Origin of the sequence: Porphyromonas endodontalis ATCC 35406 (genome assembly GCF_000174815.1) — a bacterium.
In the GTDB taxonomy this organism is placed as follows: domain Bacteria; phylum Bacteroidota; class Bacteroidia; order Bacteroidales; family Porphyromonadaceae; genus Porphyromonas; species Porphyromonas endodontalis.
This window is the reverse complement of record NZ_ACNN01000029.1, coordinates 20,485-38,704: the sequence shown is the minus strand read 5'-3', so window position 1 is coordinate 38,704 and position 18,220 is coordinate 20,485. Positions and strand designations below refer to the sequence as shown.

Sequence of the window (18,220 nt, the reverse complement as noted above, 5' to 3'; positions counted from 1 at the left end):
GTAAAAGAAATAAACTCCTATGAAACTATCGAAACGAACAAAAACGCTACTCTTTGCAGCTATTGCTCTTGTGGCAGTTGCAGTGCTTTGGGGGATATTCCGCCCCAAACCTATCAGGGTAGCTTTGGTAAACTTCCCCCAATTTATGGTGGCTCGTGCCATCTCTTCTGCCGACGAAAAGAATGCAACCGTTAAGGTAGAAGACGACCTTTCCCAACTCGAGAATTATGATTTTGTACTCGCTTTTGGGATGGGGCTTAAGTGGGCTCCCGAAGATCGAGAGCTGGTACAAAAACTCATCGAAGAGAAGAAGTGCCATGTGCAAGTATTCATGGCGACAAGCCCCGATAACGAGATCTCCTCCCTCACCGAGGAGCAATCTTCTCTCGTAGTCTCCTATTTCAGCAACGGAGGGGCTAAGAATTATAGATCGGGATTCAACTATATCCGTAAGGAGATATTGGGTAAATCACTCCGAGAGGGGAGCATAGAAAAACCCGTTAGTTTTGGAGAAAATGTATTCTACGGAAAGACGGACGATGATCTCTTCTCTTCCCTCAAAGAGTACGAAGCCTACTACAAAAGCAATGGCTACAAAGAGGGAGCTCCTAAGGTTGCCATGCTCATTAGTTTCGCTTCTCCCACCAACTCCAACCGAGAGCATATAGATGAAATAGTATCCTCTTTGGAGGAGAGTGGGCTCAACGTGTATCCCTTCTCTGCCGGGGGAGATCGCCTAAAAATAATCCAAGAGATTAACCCGGATCTCCTAATTTACATGCCCCATGGCAAAATGCTATCGGGCAATACAGACCCTGCTATCAGCTACCTCCAGCAGCAGAATATACCTATTATAGCCCCTCTTACCATTGTTGCCGAGAGGGAAGATTGGCTTGCCGATAAACAAGGTTTGGTGGGAGGTTTCCTCTCGCAAAGCGTCTCCACGCCCGAGATTGACGGGGCTATGATACCCTTTGCTCTTGTGGCTTTGGAGCGCGATAGTAAGAGTGGATTGCAATACTTCCATGCTATCCCGGATCGTCTGGAGACCTTTACCCGACTGGTCAATAACTATATATCGCTCAAGCGCAAACCCAACAGTGAGAAGCGCGTAGCCATCTACTACTTCAAAGGTCCGGGACAGAATAGCCTCGTTGCTCAGGGGATAGAGGTGCTTCCCTCGCTCTATAACGTGTTGTTAGAGCTACGCAACCAAGGGTACAAGGTCACGGGTCTGCCCTCTACGGAAGCCGAATTTGAGAAAATGGTGATGACCCAAGGCGCGCTCTTCAATAGCTATGCAGAGGGGGCTCTTGCGGACTTTATTGCTAAGGGATACCCCCAATTCGTCTCTACGGATAGCCTACAAAGCTGGATGAATGCCGTCCTTACCCCCAACCAAAGAGAGGCACTTGCCAAAAAGTATGGAGCTGCTCCCGGGGAGTACTATACCATGCGAAAAGGTGACAAAGAGGGTATTGCCGTTACGGCCGTGCCCTTTGGTAATGTGGTGCTTCTCCCTCAGCCGGGTCAAGGAGTCGGCGATAATGACTTCAAGGCAGTGCATGGTGCTAATCCTCTTCCCCCCTATCCCTATGTGGCTTCCTACCTTTGGGTGCAAAAAGGATTCCGTGCCGATGCAATTATGCACTTTGGTACGCATGGTAGTCTTGAGTTTATCAACGGCAAGCAAATTGCCCTCTCGCAAGAGGATTGGACAGACCGCATGATCAACGATCTCCCCCATATATATTACTATACAATTGCCAACATTGGGGAGGCGATGATAGCGAAGCGCAGAAGCTATGGAGAGACGGTTTCGTATCTCGCACCTCCTTTTATCGAAACAAGACTTCGGGGCGATGTGGCCGATCTATTAAAACTAACGGATCAATACTTAGCAAGCGAAACAGATAACCAAGAGCTATCTCTTCGCATCAAAAACCTGGCGATCAAAAAGGGATTCCACAGAGATCTTCATTTAGATTCCATTCGTACAAAACCCTACAGTAGGGAAGAAATAGAGAGTCTATCCGACTTTGCCGAGGAGCTTGCCGTAAGCAAAATACCGGGAGGGATGTACCGTACGGGTATTGCCTTCTCTCGTGAGAAGATCCATAGTTCGGTGCTACACATTGCTACCGATCCTATTGCCTATGCCCTTGCTGCACTCGATCGCCACAGAGGCAAGTACACCCAAAAGCAGCAAGATAATGAACGGTTCTTTACTCAGCATTACCGAGAACCTGCCGAGCGTGTAGTGCGTCAAGCCCTAGCCGCGCATCAAGTAAATACGGAGGCTGTGCTCACCTCTTTAGGCGTTACGGCTGAGGAGCGTCGCCTTGCCGAGCAACTTATTGCCAAAACGGAAGCCAATAATGCCGCTATGATGGGCTCTATGGGAGCTATGAAAGGCGGTGGTATGGGTATGCCGATGGGGGCAATGAGTGGCAAGAAACCTGCCTCCATGGGAGCGAAAGGAAAGGATAAGAAGGGTGGTCACCCGGGCGGTATGCCTCAAGGGGCGGACAAGAAGGGTGGTCACCCGGATGGTATGCCTCAAGGAATGGACAAGAAGGGGAGCGGCAAGATGCCCCCTGCTATGATGGAGGCAATGAAGGCAATGCAGCAAGAGGCTCTATCGCCCGACGAAAAAGCATTTGTTGCCAGCATGCAACAGCTCCGTCACTCCATCAATGCCATTGTAGGCTACTACGATAAACTCATGCAAAGCCCCCAAAGGGAGCTATCCTCTATTGTGAATGCTCTCAATGGCGGTTACCTTGCGCCCTCCCCGGGTGGTGACTATATTGCCAACCCCGAGACGCTCCCCACAGGACGCAATCTCTACTCCATCAATGCCGAGACTACGCCTACGAAGGCGGCCTGGGATAAGGGAAAGAAGCTGGCAGAAGACCTCCTTGCGGACTATAAAAAGCGTCACAATGGAGAGCTACCGCAAAAGGTTAGCTTCTCTCTTTGGAGTAGTAGCTTTATCGAGAGTGAAGGGGCTACAATAGCAGAAATCATCTATCTACTCGGGTGTGAACCTGTGCGAGATATGATGGGGCGTGTACAGGATATTAGGCTTATCCCCATGGAGCAACTCAACCGCAAACGTATAGACGTAGTGGTACAAACCTCGGGTCAGTTGCGCGATCTTGCCGCCTCTCGTCTCTATCTTATACAGAAGGCGGTAGACCTAGCTGCCAAGGAGACCGGAGAGAAGGACAACGAGGTAGCCAAGGGGGCTGTTGATGCCGAAAAGGTACTGCTCGAGAAGGGACTTTCGCCCAACGAGGCTCGCTCCCTGAGTACGCAGCGTGTATTTGGCGGTGTCAATGGCAATTATGGCACAGGGATACAAGAGATGGTAGAGAGTGGCGACCGATGGGAAAAGGAGTCGGAGATTGCCGACGTATACCTCAATAACATGGGAGCCATATACGGTAGCAGTGAACAATGGGGAGACTTCGAAGCCGGATTGTTTGAGGCGGCTCTGCAAAATGTAGACGCTGTGGTACAACCGCGCCAAAGCAACTCATGGGGTCCGTTAAGCCTCGACCATATCTACGAATTTATGGGAGGTCTGACCCTTACCGTGCGCCAAGTAACAGGGAAAGACCCCGATGGATATTTCAACGACTTGCGCAACCATCATCGTACTCGCGTACAGGAGATGAAGCAAGCCATAGGTGTAGAGGCACGTACTACCATACTCAATCCTACCTACATCAAAGAGGTAACCAAAGAGGGGCAAGGAGCTGCATCTGCTCTCGCCGAGACCATCCGCAATACCTATGGATGGAACGTAATGAAACCCTCTGCCATAGACAAGGAACTCTGGGACGATATATACAATACCTATATCAAGGATGATAAGGACTTGGGGATCCGAGACTTTTTCGAGCAAAACAACCCTGCTGCCCTCCAGGAGATCACGGCGGTGATGATGGAGACCATCCGCAAGGGAATGTGGAATGCCTCGCCCGAACAGCGAAAGGCAATTGCCGAGCTACACGCTGAGGAAATAGAAAAGTTTGGAGCGGGGTGCAGTGGATTTGTTTGCGACAATGCAAAATTGAGAGATTTCATTGCCAAGGAAATCCCTGCCGAACAGCAACAGAACTACCAAAAAGCCATTCAGAAGGTGCGCAATCTCTCGAGCGAGCAAAGCAAGGATGCCCAACTTCTCAAGAAGGAGGAACTAAACGCCGATGATACATCAGTCATAGAACGCCCCTCTCAGCTCTTCTTGTTTGTGGCCATTGGGGTAGTGGTGGTTCTCATTATCATCTTTGTGATCTATCGTAGGCGCAAGTTACGTCAGCAGAGTAATGAGTGAAATACTATTGATTGTTGCTCTTCTTGCCATCCTCAAATGGATGATAGAGGAGGGGATACACTCGAAGGCAGCTTCTCTCTTAGCAAAAAGGGAGGGCTCGCCTTCGGGGGCATCTAAGAGGGGGAACTACCTAGGGCTTATCGTCCGTGGAGGGCATGCCTTGCTGTATGTGGCGTTCCTGGCTGTGGTGCATTCTATTACGATGAATAGTAAACTCCACGCTCTAGAGGAACTGCTCTACACGCCACAGGCTCTGCAAGATATGTCCCTTTTGGTAATGGTAGACCTTCTCTATGTGGTCTATCTCTGCGTACACCGTAGTACCTACTCGCAGAAGTGGTGGCGTACGCTCTCTCGTAGCTTCGCCCCCATTATGATGTTCCCTACACTTTTCTACGTACGTCTACGATTGTTTTACGTCTTCCCGGGGGCTTCTTTCCTTGGGGTAACTCTTGCGCTGATGGCCGTAGTGGCCTTGCTGACCCTTGCTGCTCCCTACCTATTGCGAGCCATAGGGATGGGCGACGAACTACTGAGAGAACTTGCTATTTTGCTCTCCCTTCTGCTTTTCTTCGTGGTGGTGGCTGCCGGAGTATTGCACCCCGATAGTGCCGTGCGAGGAACCGGAGCCGACGTGGATTGGCTGATGGTTGTTTATCTCATTCTCTTTGTCTTGAGTATGGGAGTCGTCGGCTATCTCTTCTCACATTGGGTTATTCCCTATATCCAACTTAAACTGAAAAAACGCACAACTAATAACTCTAAATAAAAGTATGCACTATCTATCCAACGCTATGTTTTGGGTTTCCAATGGACTATTGGTACCCGTAGTAGTAGCTCTGCTCTATCTGTTTATCCGTTCGCTGCTGATGCTGGGGACTTTGTTTGGTACGTGGCAAACGCACCGCAGACGCCAAGATGCCTACTCAAAGGTAATCAGCAAAGAGAGCCAATTTGATGTAACGGCTCTGCAATCCGTTCTTGCTAAGCAACGAAAGGGCCCCTTCGATCTTCTCCTTGGTACGTTGCTTACGAGTGATCGTGCGCGTCGGGATCTTCTTATCGGGGAGTATGACCTAGCCGTGGAGCATCGCCTCGGGGCTGCCAAGATACTCACTAAGTTCGGCCCTATCCTCGGGCTTATGGGTACACTTATCCCTATGGGGCCTGCTTTGGTTGGGCTTTCTTCCGGAGACATTGCCAGCATGGCGTACAATATGCAGGTGGCTTTTGCCACTACCGTGATAGGGATGTTTACCTCCGCTGTGGGCTACATTGCGCTACATATCCTGCGCAGCTATCACCACCACGACCTTATTTGGTTGGATTATGTAAACGAGAAGCTCGACAACGAATAATCGGATCATGAAGAAGCGCAGACGTTTTGAGGAAGAAGAGGCGGATCCCTCTTCTCTCGTATCCAATCTATTCGATGTGGCCATGGTCTTTGCCTTGGCTCTCATGGTGGCTCTGGTGACCAAGTTCAATATGACGGAAGTCTTCAGCCAAGAGGACTACACTATCGTAAAGAACCCTGGGAAAGAGAATATGGAGATCATCATGAAGAAGGGGGAAAAGATTGAGAAGTACACGCCAAGCAACGACACCGCCAATCCGAAGGATGGCAACAAAGGGAAGCGTGTAGGCGTTGCTTACCAGCTAGAGAACGGCGAGATTATCTACATCCCCGAAGAGTAGCGATCCCTCCTTTCCCGCTCCGAAGAGCATAACGCAAAAGGGCTGACTTCATCGTGTGTGTGGAGTCAGCCCTTGATTTATTCCCTCTTGATTGTCTTTTACTGGAAAGCTTTGAGAGGAAATTCCACATCCCCTAGTTTTTCTAGGTTTTTTTCGTAAAGACGCAAGTCCTCCTCTAGAACTCGTAGCGTATTATCTACATAGATGCGAGGAGCCCCCGAAACTGTTCCATAGATTCCCTCTAACCAAGAGATAAATCTTTTGTTTGTTATTGTTGCATCTTCTATTTTTAGTACACTTCCTAGTAGATTACAGGCCAAATGATAGTGAGTTATCTTTCCATTCTTCAGTGGAATGGGACTTAGAATATAGGGGTTGCTTTCCTCTCTATGTCTGAGGGCATTTATTTCCATTCCATTAGAGTATTTTTTGATGTCTTCCTCCATAGTATGATGGGCTACAATTCCATAGTAGTGAATTTGCTCTTCTAGTAGGAAAGCGTCAATGATAGCTTGTCCAAAAAACAATTGTTCCTTCTCTTCATAGGTAAACTCCCCTTTTGCTATCGCCCCTTTGATGGGGAATTTATGATGTAAAGACAACTGCATTAATCCTACTGCAGCTATGGATATGCGCTGGAATCCTAGGGGTGAACTCTCCTCAACAATAAGGATAGAATCTGAGAAGAAAGAAACTTTGAATGTCTTTACATTCTCAAGGAAAGGGGAAAACCAGTCATCTAACTTTGCCCTTAGCCCCTTTAGTTCTTTCTTTAGATCGGCGTGCTTTGTCCTCATGACCTTCTCTTTGAAGCCCATTATATCGGCGTATAGTACGTATTTTTCATCGTTGTTTGTATTCTTCTTATTCACCTTAGTGGGGCGAGGTGCTCGGGCTTCTGCTTTCTTTTCAGCATTGTTTCTCTTCTTTTCATTCATATTCTTATCAGAATAAGGTTCGTTTTGGTTCTAAGATATGCACGGAGCGACTGCCTGCTAATGGAGTCGCTCCGCATCGTTCATTTGTTTTTGGGGAGGTCACTTATTCATTAGCATTGCCGCCGCCTTCGTTGGGCTTGGGTTTGGGCTTGGAAGTTTCCCCGGGCTTCGTACTTTTCTTAGCCTTGGCTGTTGTCTGCTCATAGCTCACGTCGGTAAGAGTGAAGTACTTCTTAGAGGGAGAGAGCAGTACTACAGGTTTCTCGATGTGCTCTTGCGCACGGAAAGTCTTCCCTTTCTCAATTGCTTTGCTCTTGAAAGAGGGCTTGAGCGTACCTAAGTCGCCGAACTCAACAATGTCGCCATTGGCTACAATGTCGCGTGCAATTTCGGTGGCGTAGTTCAAAACTGCTTCCACTTCCTGACGATTAAACGTGGTAGACTTTGCCACACGCTCGCAGAAACTGCGAAAATCCACACGATGTCTGCCCGTAGGCTGGGCTACTTGCACAATTTTTCCTGCTTGAGGACCAATAGTCATCTTTCGTTCTACAAGAACGAACTGTAAAGGCTTGTTTGCCATGATTTAGTAAGATATTCCTCCTTTGTTTTTAGCTCACAAAGTCGGAGGAGTTCGCTTTGTGAGTTAATATTTTCATTTGATGATGCAAAGGTAATTAATTTATTAGAAAAACGCAATAGGCATTTTCTTGGCTGCTAATTGGGTGTCATCAGAAAGCACATTAGCTTTCTCCAAAAAGCTCATTAGGAATCCGGTAAAAGCTCATTAGCTTTTTCTTGAAAGCTAATGAGGAATTTTCTGTAGGGTCGTTGATAGCTCTCCTGCAACCCTAAAAGTAGGGGACGAAAGGGCAGGAGCTATCGGTAAAGAAGTCGTGTTTTTAGGGGAGGTTCGGGGGGAGGGGAGATGTCTCTCGGGCTCTGTAGGGCGGGTTAGTCGAGGTTGTTGAGCATCGTCTGGTAGCGGTGCGCCTCCTCAGAGTAGCCGAGTTGTTCGGACACTTCGATTAGCTTGGTCAAGAGGGGCTTATTACCGGGATGCTCCACCACAGATCGGCTCATTATCTTATAGGCTTCCTTATCCGCCCCCATCTCTAGATTGGTGAAGGCAAACTGCATGGCCACCTCTAGGTGTCGGAATAGTTTTTCGTACCCCTCCTTGAGTAGCTTGTGGGCCTCTTTGATGCGTCCGAGAGAGCGTAGTGCAAAGCCCTTGCGTGCTAGGGCTGTGGGATGGAGCGGATTGAGCGCGAGAGCCTTGTCGTAATTGTTGAGCGCCGAAGTCGGATCGTCATATTCATCAAGGCACTGATCGCCCATTTCTATGTACTCAAGAGCCAACTTCTCGAGCTGCGCCTTATCCTTCTTCGTCTCTTTCGTCTTCTTTTTCTGCTGTTCGATTACGCCCTCTACCTGATAGAGCTTGTGGAGTAGAAGTCTGCGCGCCTGGGGTGAGTCGAAGATGTTTTTCTCGTTAAGAGCCTGACCAAAGAGCGTAATGGCTTGATGGAGGTCGCCCTTATTGAGTAGCATGAGGGCGGATTGGTAGAGAGAGTAGGCATGGCTCTCCTCCAGAGCTACCTGTAGTTGCTGCGGATTGGCGGCGGCGCGGTAGTACTCGATGATAGAAGCACGGGTGATTACATCCTGTTTGCGGAAGGGGCGGAGGAGATTCATTCCCTCGAGCGAGCGGCATCGGCTAAGGGCTACATAGGCTTGTCCTGCCGCAAAAGTGCCGTCGGAGAAGTCGATAGTGGCGTGGTCGAACGTTAGCCCCTGACTCTTGTGTATGGTAATAGCCCAGGCGAGACGCAGAGGGTACTGCGTGAAGCGTCCTATCACCTCCTCTTCTATGGTGTTGTTCTCCTCGTTGAGCGAATATCGCTTGTTCTCCCACGTGTAAGGCTCTACTTGGCACTCTCTCCCATCCTCCAATGCCACCTCTATAAAGCCGAACTCCTCATTTGCCCCTAGGTATCGCCCCAGCGTGCCATTGACCCACTCGTGGTTGGGATCGTTGGCAATAAACATCACCTGCGCGCCTTCTTTGAGGGCAAGTGCAAGATCTGTGGGTAAACTACTCTCGGGGAATTCGCCCGATACCGAACCCTTAAATTCGGACTTCTTACTCTCCAGCTCAGCCAGCTGACTCTCGTTGATAGCCATGGCGCGATCTCGCCGCGAGGTGAGGGTTATGTTGAAGTCCGAAGAGGAGGCAAGGGCTGCGTTTTGTCCGCTCCGCTCATTCAAGAGAGCTACATCTTGGTCGGACGTGTTGCCGGTGCGTATATGGTCTAGGATGGAAACAAAGGTGCGGTCGGTCTGCCGGTACACCTTGTTGAGTTCGATCATAAGGGGCTTTTGGGTATCGAAGGCGGCAGCTCCGTAGAAAAAGGGCGTTGCGTAGAAGCGGTTGATGATCTCCGTCTCGCCCCTCGTTACCACGGGTTCGAGTTGGAAGAGGTCGCCCACAAAGAGCATCTGCACGCCCCCAAAAGGCGTAGACATAAGCCCCCTGATTACCCTTAGCAAATAGTCTATGGCATCCACAATATCCGCCCTCACCATAGATACTTCGTCTATGATAATCAATTGGAGTTTATTGATGAGCTTACGTTGTTCCTTACGAATGCGTTTGAGCGAATTGCGGAGGAGTTCCTTGTCGCTCGGCGGAATGGGACTAAAGGGTAAACGGAAGAAGGAGTGGATGGTTTGCCCCCCGGCATTGAGTGCGGAGATACCCGTAGGGGCGAGTATGACGTGCTCCTTTTTGGTGTGGGCACTGACATGCCTCAGAAGTGAGCTTTTACCCGTGCCGGCTCGCCCCGTGAGAAAGATATTGCGGTTGGTCTCCTCTACAAGTTGTAGAAGGTATTGCATCTCCAGATTCTCGGGGTCGGGGATACGGATTAGTGGGTCGCTCATTGTGGGTCGGTTGGGTTTGGGGTGTTCCCCCTTTCCTTACAAAGAAGGGGGAGGGCACAGCTTGCCTTATTGGAGGTAGGAGGTGGGGTCGGGGACGCCTGCAAGGGCAAAGGCCTCTTTGCGTTCACGGCACGTGGCACACTCGCCACACTGCGTCTCTCCGCCTACATAGCAGCTCCAGGTGGTGGCGTAGTCCAGCCCGAGGGGCATCCCTACAGCTACAATTTCACTTTTGGAGAGGTGGGTATAGGGGGCAGCAAGCTCTACACTATTGGAGGTCCCTTGCAGGATGGCCTCTGCCATAGGTTCGGCAAAAGTGGCTCGGCAGTCCGGATAGATGTTGTGATCGCCAAAGTGATTGGCAATAAATAGGCGTTTCAGCCCTCGGCTCTCGGCAAGTCCGGCGGCAATGCTTAGCATGATGCCATTGCGAAAGGGTACCACCGTGGCTTGCATATTCTCTTCGTTATATGCCCCCAAGGGGATCTCTCCGCCCGAGAGAAGTAGGTCGCTACGGAAGTATTGCCCCATAAAGCCAAGAGGAATGATTAGGTGCTCGATGCCCAATTGCCGGCAATGGTGTTGGGCGCATGGTATCTCCCTTTGGTTATGTTTGGAGCCATAGTCGAAGGTAACGGCTAGGGCAATCTCATCGCGATAGTCGTAGAGCAGGGTGGTACTATCCAGCCCTCCGGAGAGTACGATAAGTCCATCTCGGGCGCCATTATGCGCAGTTGTCAGCATACGTACAAAGAAAAAGAAAGCCTTAGAAGGTCACTGCACCAAGGCAGTGACCCTCTAAGGTCTTGTTGTTATTGGGGATTAGTAAGCTCGTGCAAAGAGTACACGTTGCTTAGAGGGTTTGCCCGTTACCATACATACCCCGGGCGTTGGGTCTCCGCCAAGAGGGATACAACGAATAGTCGCCTTGGTCTCCTCTTTGATACGTGCCTCGGTCTCGGGGGTGCCATCCCAGTGTGCTAGGATAAACCCGCCCTTCTCGATCTCTGTCTTGAATTCCTCGTAGGTATCTACGGTGCGAGTGCTTGCTTCGCGGAAGGCGAGAGCCTTGTCGTAGATATTCTTTTGGATGCTCTGGAGGAGCGATTCGATGTGATCGGCAATGCCTTCGAAGGCAACCGTCTCTTTGGTAAGCGTATCACGACGAGCTACCTCTACCGTACCCTGCTCCAGGTCGCGTGCGCCGAGGGCAAGGCGTACAGGGATACCCTTGAGTTCGTACTCGGCAAACTTCCAACCGGGTTTCTTGTTGTCGTTATCGTCGAGCTTAACGCTTATGCCTCTAGCGCGTAGGTCTTTGATTAGCGGCTCTACACGCTCACGTATGGTAGCGAGGTGCTCCTCTGTTTTGTAAATAGGCACAATTACTACCTGTATAGGAGCGAGAGAGGGAGGGAGCACGAGCCCGTTATCGTCGGAGTGCGACATGATAAGAGCCCCCATCAAGCGAGTGGAAACACCCCATGAGGTAGCCCAAACCAATTCGCGTTGCCCCTCTTTGTTGAGGAAGTACACATCGAAGGCTTTGGCAAAGTTCTGCCCCAAGAAGTGAGAAGTCCCCGATTGTAGGGCCTTACCATCCTGCATAAGAGCTTCGATGGTGTAGGTATCTACGGCTCCGGCAAAACGCTCTGTCTCGCTCTTGACCCCACGGATCACGGGTACGGCAAGCACCTTCTCGGCAAAGTCGCCATATACCTCGAGCATTTTCTCGGCTTCGGCTACAGCCTCCTCGCGAGTAGCGTGTGCTGTATGTCCCTCTTGCCAGAGGAATTCGGCAGTGCGCAAGAAAAGACGTGTGCGCATTTCCCAACGTACCACGTTTGCCCACTGATTGCAGAGCACGGGTAGGTCTCGGTAGCTTTGGATCCAGTTCTTATACGTACTCCAAATGATGGTCTCGGAGGTGGGGCGTACGATGAGTTCTTCTTCGAGCTTAGCCTCGGGGTCTACCACTACGCCGCTTCCATCCGGGCTGTTTTTGAGTCTGTAATGAGTTACTACGGCGCATTCCTTGGCAAACCCCTCTACGTGGTCTGCTTCGCGGCTTAGGTAGCTCTTGGGTATGAATAGAGGGAAGTAGGCATTGACGTGCCCTGTTTCCTTAAATCGTTTGTCTAGCTCGGCTTGCATTTTTTCCCAAATAGCATAGCCATAGGGCTTAATGACCATGCAGCCTCGAACGGCAGAGTTCTCTGCAAGATCTGCCTTAGTCACCAAGTCTTGATACCACTGCGAATAGTTTTCGCTGCGGGGAGTAAGCTCCTTAATCTCTTTTGCCATACGTGCAATTACTGCTGATTTTTCGTTTATTTCTGCCGCAAAGGTAGTCAAAAAGTATCGCCCCCCTTGCACAAATGCCCTGTGGATAGTGGAGGTAAAGGGCTGGTTGCGGTGAGGCGGAACAAAAGAAATAGGGCAGACCTCCCGCTTGATGAATGGGGAAGCCTGCCCGAGAGAAGGAGAGGGGAGGGGTTAGAATGCCCCTGAGTCGCTATCCTCGTTGAGTTTTTGAGTCGATACGCTGCGGCTCTTGCCCCAAGAGAAGTCGAAAGCAACATTGAGGCGAATTACCGAGCGGTCGTCGCGGATATGAGTACGAGCCCTGCTCTGTACCAGGCTTTGAGGCACTGTGTGCGAGAGGTACTCGCATTCGGTCAAGAACCAAAGACAATCGGTCCTAAACGTCCAAGGCCCTGTGGTGTATCTAAGCCCTAGAGAAGATTGATTCTCCTTACTGCTTACCACTAAGCCGTCCATACCATTCCTTAGGAGATTACCCCTGTAATAGATGCCCCATTTGCCATAATTGAGCTCCACCGAGTAGTTGAGTGGAACAAGCCACTTTTGGATGGCAGCACGGTCGTCACCTCTATCAATGCGTATGTTATAAACATCGCCGGAGGTCTTGAATACCAAGCTACCTTTATCGCTCATCCACGGAGCGTATTGCAGGTTATAGCTCGTACCATAGCCTCTACGATAGCGCGCATTCACGGGAGTGGTGACCAGGTACTCACGCCCCGTTTTGGGGTCCTTCTCTAAGAAGTAATCGTTGTATTCGTCTCCCCAATTGCAGTGAGCTATCGGGGCTAGTTCTACATAGAGATTGGGATAGGTCAGGCTATAGGTTACCCTCGCTCCAAGGCTACGGGTTGGCTTGAGATTGGGGTTCCCTCGATAGAGAATGTATTGCTCTAGATAGCGCATATTCTCAGCATGGGAGCCTAGCTGAGACTCGTAATAGGTATAGCTTGTGCGCAGACGTAGGGCATTATGTTTGTCTATTATGTACTTGGCATTGAGGTACACTTGGGGACTTAAAGAGGATTGGCGGGCTCCATAGTAATTGCTGTGTAGGTAATCCAATGTACCCTTAAGGGAGAGGTTTACCTGCCCGAGTTTGTAGGAGAAATCCCCATAGAGCGAGTGGTTGTTTTGCGTTGTTACACTCGGTTTATTCTCGAAAAAAGAGTTGGTTACGATGGAGTTTAGCTTTGCTCCGTAGTAGCGATACCCAAGAGAGAGTTGGGTAGGAGACTCAAAGGTATGTGCATAGTCCGCTTGCAAGATGAGCGAATTTTTCTTGAGGTCTTGTACTACTTTGTCACTAAAGACCACCTCTTTGTTGCTGATTTTCTCTTCGTGATTGGTATCTGTTCTATCGGTGAAGATCCCCGTCCATACAGCATTAAACGAGAGCGAATTTTTTTTGTTTATCTCTTTGATAAAGAGGAGATCCACAGAAGACTTTACCTTTGTAGATTGACTGCTACTCTTCGTCGAAAGCTCTGTTCCATTCTCATTTATCGTACCACTTCCCACAGCATGGTCGGGTATGATAGAGGAGGCCGATACCAGTTGTAGGGTATAGTTGCCGGTCTCTTGTCGCTGATAGGTTAGGGTAGGTAGGTGCAGGCGATAGCCAAAGGCATCTTCGAGGCGGCTCTTTCTAGAGATCTTGCCAATGCTAGGGAGGGTAAAACTCTGCTCCTTATCGGTGATGCGTTCTTTATACTCTCGGCGAGAGAAGTAGTAAGTTGCGGCAAACATATCCTTTTTGCCAAAGGCTGCCCCTTGCAGCCATACATCACTCATCCCAAGCATGGGAGAGACGCTCTGTACAAGGTCTCCGGCGAGGCTCCCTCCGCGGAAGTTGCCATAGGTAAGTACGTTAATCACCTTGTCATACTCACGATAGCGCATGGGTACCATATCGAGGATCTCTAGACGCTTTATCTCTTCGGCGGGCATGGATCGTAAGATGCTTACGTCCGATTGTACTCCGTTGATGAGAATAAGAAAACGCTCCCCGTTCATCATCTCGGGTTTGCGCGTCTCGGGATTCATAGCCACACCCGGTAGTACGGTAAGGAGATCCATAGCGTTGGCCGCTTTTTTGCGCGCTACTTCGGGAATCGAAAAAGCAACTCGGTCGCTTTTCGTTCGTACAGGCTCTGCCTTGATTACTACGGTTTCGAGCTCTTTGCTAGGGACAGCAAGACTTGTGCTATCCTGCTGCGCCATGAGGTACATGGGGAGCGACAAGAGACCGAGGCAGCCCATGCTGAGGAATAATCTTCTAAACATTTCTTCTTAGGGATTGAGAGTTGTTATTTGAGAGTATCATACTATCGTGCTATACGATAGAGAGTGTGGTACGCTTGTTACACACACACTCTCTCTATCCTATTTTAGTGATTAACGTTGCATTTCTTTTACTTTACCTTGATATGAATGCGAGGGGACGCTTTTTGGTACGAGGGGACTTTCTTTAGTTGCCCAATGTAACGCATAATTGCCTCTGCCGTGTTGTAGCCCTGTCCTACAGCCGGCTGCTTGTGTTCGTAGGGGTAAGCTGCATTGATATAAGAGTTATAAGCCACTTTGTAGCGACGCTTTGGGCTAAGGGGTTTACCCTTTGCATCGCGCAGTTCGATGGAGGTACATTTTTTGTCGGGGGTGAAGACGTAGTGGGCAGTAGCGCCGGAGATAAGGAAGGGTCGGTGCTCTTCTTCTCGCACTGTACCGGATAGAAGTAGTGCTTTAAGCTCATCGAGCGATAGGTCTGCCACCATCATTTCGTTGCCAAAGGGGTCGAGTGTGAGTATGTCCCGACGGGTTATATCTCCCTTGGGGAGCTTGGATATACGCACACCTCCGTTGTTTTGAACGGCAATGTCGCTCTCTGTCATCGATCGGTAGGCATCTACCATAAAGTAACCGAGCTGGTCGTACGAAGTGAAGTTGTCGAGGGCTGTCCCTACTACTTCGGAGAAGACGGGATTGTTATTAAACTGATCCACGAGAGCGCGTACCTCTTTCTTCTCTTTCCCTGCCTTGGGGTCAATGGGTAGAGAGTGCGCCTCTTTGGCAATTACTTTACCCTTATGCAGGGTCATTTGCATCATGTTGAGGTGCTGGAGTTTGCATCCACTTTGAGAGATCGAGACGCTACCGACTTCGATGGGGGCAGGTAGATAGGTATGCGAATGCCCCCCGATGATGAGGTCTATCCAGGGGTTCTGAGCAGCTACTACTTGGTCTTCTTCGAGCCCCAAGTGGCTGATGAGAACGGTCGCATCGCACCGGTCGTGCATATCCTTATACCTGGGGAGGACGTCTCTTGCGAGCTCAAATTTGATCCCATGTAGCCAATCGGGGTGCGTAGCCGGCTTGCCGTCGGCTTCGAGTTGTACGGCACCGAGGAGGGCAACGCGTACCCCCTTGTCGTAGAATGTGTGCACGGTAGAGGGGAGTATACGTATACCGATATAGGGCTCTACCTCTACATTGCTACAGATGAAGGGGAATTGAGCCTCTTGTGTGAGGAGGGCAAAGCCGTAGGGACGCGAGTCGAACTCATGATTCCCCACCGTGGAGTAATTAAACCCAACGGCATTCATAAGAGCGACCATGGGGTATCCCTTAGGAGAGAACTGGTCGTTGATGGGGTTGCCTGTTTGGTTGTCTCCTGCCGATACGAGCACGAGATCGGGGTAAAGACCGCGTAGACTATCCACCATGTAGGCAAAGCGAGGGAAGCGGTCGAGGGTTGCATGCATGTCGTTTACAGAGAGAAACGTAATGGTTGTAGGTTTCTCTTGGGCAAAAAGGAACTGAATCCCCAATAATAAGGAGACCAGGATTTGAATGTAGGTACGGTGTTTTTTCATAACTCCATAGTGCTTAGTTTTTAATCTATTTATAGGATATGATCTCGCTTGAGGAGAGCATTGATCTCGGGTTTGCGTCCACGGAAAGCTACATATAGCTCCATGGCCTCTCGTAGGTCGCCCTTTTCTAAAATATGGGTGCGGAAGGCGTGAGCCACCTCTGGGTTGAATATCCCTTTTTCTTGGAATAGGGAGAAGGCATCGGCATCGAGTACTTCGCTCCATTTGTAGCCATAGTACCCTGCCGCATAGCCTCCCGAGAAGAGATGCCCAAAGGAGGTCGAGCCCATACAGCCCTTGGGAGCCGGGGGCACAATGCGTACCGAGGCCGTGGCGTCGCGCTCAAATTGCTCTAGGTCGCACCCCTCGGGTAGAGGTGCCTCTAGGGTGTGGTAGGCCATATCGAGGAGCCCAAACGAAAGTTGGCGTAGGGTATTGTATCCTGCGGGATAGCCTTCGGCTTCGATCATCTTGCCCAAGAGTTCCTCCGGTAGAGGCTGATTCGTTTGGAAGTGTAGGGCAAAAGTCTTGACAAACTCAGGCTGTAAAAGCCAATTTTCCATGAGCTGACTGGGTAGCTCTACGAAGTCGCGCGTTACATTGGTTCCACTGAGGGAGGTGTATTTGCTTTGGGTAAGGAGCCCATGCAGCCCATGCCCAAACTCGTGCAAGAAGGTATTGACTTCGTTGGGTGATAGGAGCGAGGGGAGGTCTTTGGTAGCCTGAGTGAAGTTCATCACAAGCAGGATGTGAGGGCGTCGCTCGCCCCGTTGCTCTTTGAGATTGTTCATCCACGCACCACTTCTTTTGCCTTCGCGAGGGAAGAAGTCGAGGTACAAAAGTCCGAGTAGTTGTTTTGTTTTATTGTCTTGCACTCGGTAGGGAAGTACATCGGGGTGGTAGATAGCGAGTTCTTTGGTAGGGATAAATGAAATATCGTACAAGCGAGAGGCTAAGCCAAAAACACCCTCTATCACACGATGGAGAGGGAAGTAGGGGCGGAGTTCCTCCTGACTAAAGGCATAATGTTGCTCCCGATATTGCTCAATGTAATACATGACGTCCCATGGCTCCAAGGGGGCACCTTTGAGTCGTTCGATAGCCTCCATCTCTTTTACTCCCGTGGGCTTGTAAGACTCCCGTAGGTCGGTAAGGAGTTGCATTACCTGCTCAGGGGTGTTGAGCATTCGCTTCTCTAGAGCATAGTCCGCATAGCTTTTGTAGCCGAGGAGTTGGGCTATCTGTAGACGATGATTGACGATCTTTTGGGTTATAGCTCGGTTGTCCGTTTCCCCTCCATGGCAGCAAAGAGTAGCCTTGGCTAGGTACATTTGTTGCCGGATATTAGGGTCGGGACAAAACTTCATGATAGCCGTGTAGCAGGGGAAGGATAGGTCAAAGAGATACCCGCCTTTGTGTCCTTTCTCTAGGGCAGCAGAGGCGGTTTTCTCTCGTATGGCTTGGGGGAGGGGAGCTACGGCATCCGCTTGGTCGATATAAAGCGAAAAGGCGTTCTCCTCCTTAATAACGTGGTTGCCAAAGGTGAGCGTGGCAAGGCTTAACTCCTCGCGCAGCGTGCGCAAAATCTCTTTCTTCTCCGGGGGGAGCAATGCGCCTTGTCGGGTAAAGCCATCATAGCAATTCTCTAGAAGACGCCGATCTGCTTCGTCTAAATTGAGGGATTCTCGCTGTTCATAGACAATGCGAATCCGCTCAAACAATTCGGGCGAAAGGCTCGTGTCGTTGCCCAGAGCCGTAAGTTCGGGCGAAAGCTCTTCGGCAAGAGCCATCAGTTGAGCATTGCTATTGGCATGGAGTAGGTTGAAGAAGACGCCTTCTACAGCATCCAAGGCCGACCCCATCTCCTCCAGTGCTACAATTGTATTGGCAAAAGTGGGAGGATCGGGGTTCTCTATAATGGCGGCCAGTTCCGCTCGATACTGAGCGATGGCAGCCCGAAAGGTGGGTGCAAAGTGCTCATCCTTAATCCGATCAAAGGGGAAGGCTCCATAGGGTGTTGAGGGGTTTACAAAGAGTTGATCTAAGATTGTTTGGGCTGTTGAAGAGGCTTTCATTGTTTGTTATCCTTTAGATAT

Annotated in this window: 12 protein-coding genes; 4 read left to right on the top strand and 8 right to left on the bottom strand. The window is 50.1% G+C overall.

Annotated features, from left to right (window positions below):
• The first annotated feature begins 19 nt into the window (after positions 1–19).
• The 4 genes from POREN0001_RS07165 to POREN0001_RS07150 are packed head-to-tail and all read left to right on the top strand — an operon-like array spanning position 20 to position 6,043.
• Positions 20–4,345: a cobaltochelatase subunit CobN gene (locus tag POREN0001_RS07165; protein WP_004334473.1), complete on the top strand. Its 4,326-nt coding sequence runs from the start codon at positions 20–22 to the stop codon at positions 4,343–4,345.
• Entirely contained in the window at positions 4,338–5,114 is a 777-nt protein-coding gene (locus POREN0001_RS07160; RefSeq protein WP_004334463.1) for a hypothetical protein, read from the top strand. Before POREN0001_RS07165 ends, POREN0001_RS07160 begins: the two co-directional genes overlap by 8 nt.
• Positions 5,115–5,118: 4 nt before the next feature.
• Positions 5,119–5,703 (top strand): MotA/TolQ/ExbB proton channel family protein, encoded by a 585-nt coding sequence (locus tag POREN0001_RS07155; protein WP_004334552.1) that lies wholly within the window; start codon positions 5,119–5,121, stop codon positions 5,701–5,703.
• A gap of 7 nt (positions 5,704–5,710) precedes the next feature.
• Positions 5,711–6,043: a DUF2149 domain-containing protein gene (locus POREN0001_RS07150; protein WP_004334439.1), complete on the top strand. Its 333-nt coding sequence runs from the start codon at positions 5,711–5,713 to the stop codon at positions 6,041–6,043.
• Positions 6,044–6,141: 98 nt separating this feature from the next.
• Here POREN0001_RS07150 and POREN0001_RS07145 read toward each other — a convergent pair whose 3' ends face one another.
• The 8 genes from POREN0001_RS07145 to POREN0001_RS07110 form a co-directional block, all read right to left on the bottom strand.
• Positions 6,142–6,981 carry a hypothetical protein gene (locus POREN0001_RS07145; RefSeq protein ID WP_004334436.1) on the bottom strand — a complete coding sequence of 280 codons (840 nt, stop codon included), beginning with the start codon at positions 6,979–6,981 and terminating at the stop codon, positions 6,142–6,144.
• A gap of 103 nt (positions 6,982–7,084) precedes the next feature.
• Positions 7,085–7,564, bottom strand: coding sequence for an HU family DNA-binding protein (locus POREN0001_RS07140; protein WP_040581252.1), 480 nt, complete (start codon positions 7,562–7,564; stop codon positions 7,085–7,087).
• A 371-nt stretch (positions 7,565–7,935) separates the two neighbouring features.
• Positions 7,936–9,927, bottom strand: a complete 1,992-nt coding sequence (locus POREN0001_RS09620; RefSeq protein ID WP_004334579.1) for an AAA family ATPase — start codon at positions 9,925–9,927, stop codon at positions 7,936–7,938.
• A 66-nt stretch (positions 9,928–9,993) separates the two neighbouring features.
• Positions 9,994–10,671, bottom strand: coding sequence for a 7-cyano-7-deazaguanine synthase QueC (gene queC / locus POREN0001_RS07130; protein ID WP_004334440.1), 678 nt, complete (start codon positions 10,669–10,671; stop codon positions 9,994–9,996).
• A 78-nt stretch (positions 10,672–10,749) separates the two neighbouring features.
• Positions 10,750–12,231, bottom strand: a complete 1,482-nt coding sequence (gene proS / locus POREN0001_RS07125) for a proline--tRNA ligase (protein WP_040581248.1) — start codon at positions 12,229–12,231, stop codon at positions 10,750–10,752.
• Between the two features lie 192 nt (positions 12,232–12,423).
• Positions 12,424–14,538 carry a TonB-dependent receptor plug domain-containing protein gene (locus POREN0001_RS07120; protein WP_147286661.1) on the bottom strand — a complete coding sequence of 705 codons (2,115 nt, stop codon included), beginning with the start codon at positions 14,536–14,538 and terminating at the stop codon, positions 12,424–12,426.
• Between the two features lie 128 nt (positions 14,539–14,666).
• On the bottom strand, positions 14,667–16,124 hold the full coding sequence (locus POREN0001_RS07115; protein WP_040581245.1) for a bifunctional metallophosphatase/5'-nucleotidase: 1,458 nt from the start codon (positions 16,122–16,124) through the stop codon (positions 14,667–14,669).
• Between the two features lie 29 nt (positions 16,125–16,153).
• Entirely contained in the window at positions 16,154–18,199 is a 2,046-nt protein-coding gene (locus tag POREN0001_RS07110; protein WP_004334549.1) for a M3 family metallopeptidase, read from the bottom strand.
• Positions 18,200–18,220 lie beyond the last annotated feature (21 nt).

Excerpts from the sequence above, each read along its gene's own strand:
- POREN0001_RS07165 (WP_004334473.1), top strand. The coding sequence starts at position 20 with ATGAAACTATCGAAACGAACAAAAACGCTACTCTTTGCAGCTATTGCT.
- POREN0001_RS07160 (WP_004334463.1), top strand. The coding sequence starts at position 4,338 with ATGAGTGAAATACTATTGATTGTTGCTCTTCTTGCCATCCTCAAATGG.
- POREN0001_RS07155 (WP_004334552.1), top strand. The coding sequence starts at position 5,119 with ATGCACTATCTATCCAACGCTATGTTTTGGGTTTCCAATGGACTATTG.
- POREN0001_RS07150 (WP_004334439.1), top strand. The coding sequence starts at position 5,711 with ATGAAGAAGCGCAGACGTTTTGAGGAAGAAGAGGCGGATCCCTCTTCT.
- POREN0001_RS07145 (WP_004334436.1), bottom strand. The coding sequence starts at position 6,981 with ATGAATGAAAAGAAGAGAAACAATGCTGAAAAGAAAGCAGAAGCCCGA.
- POREN0001_RS07140 (WP_040581252.1), bottom strand. The coding sequence starts at position 7,564 with ATGGCAAACAAGCCTTTACAGTTCGTTCTTGTAGAACGAAAGATGACT.
- POREN0001_RS09620 (WP_004334579.1), bottom strand. The coding sequence starts at position 9,927 with ATGAGCGACCCACTAATCCGTATCCCCGACCCCGAGAATCTGGAGATG.
- queC (WP_004334440.1), bottom strand. The coding sequence starts at position 10,671 with ATGCTGACAACTGCGCATAATGGCGCCCGAGATGGACTTATCGTACTC.
- proS (WP_040581248.1), bottom strand. The coding sequence starts at position 12,231 with ATGGCAAAAGAGATTAAGGAGCTTACTCCCCGCAGCGAAAACTATTCG.
- POREN0001_RS07120 (WP_147286661.1), bottom strand. The coding sequence starts at position 14,538 with ATGTTTAGAAGATTATTCCTCAGCATGGGCTGCCTCGGTCTCTTGTCG.
- POREN0001_RS07115 (WP_040581245.1), bottom strand. The coding sequence starts at position 16,124 with ATGAAAAAACACCGTACCTACATTCAAATCCTGGTCTCCTTATTATTG.
- POREN0001_RS07110 (WP_004334549.1), bottom strand. The coding sequence starts at position 18,199 with ATGAAAGCCTCTTCAACAGCCCAAACAATCTTAGATCAACTCTTTGTA.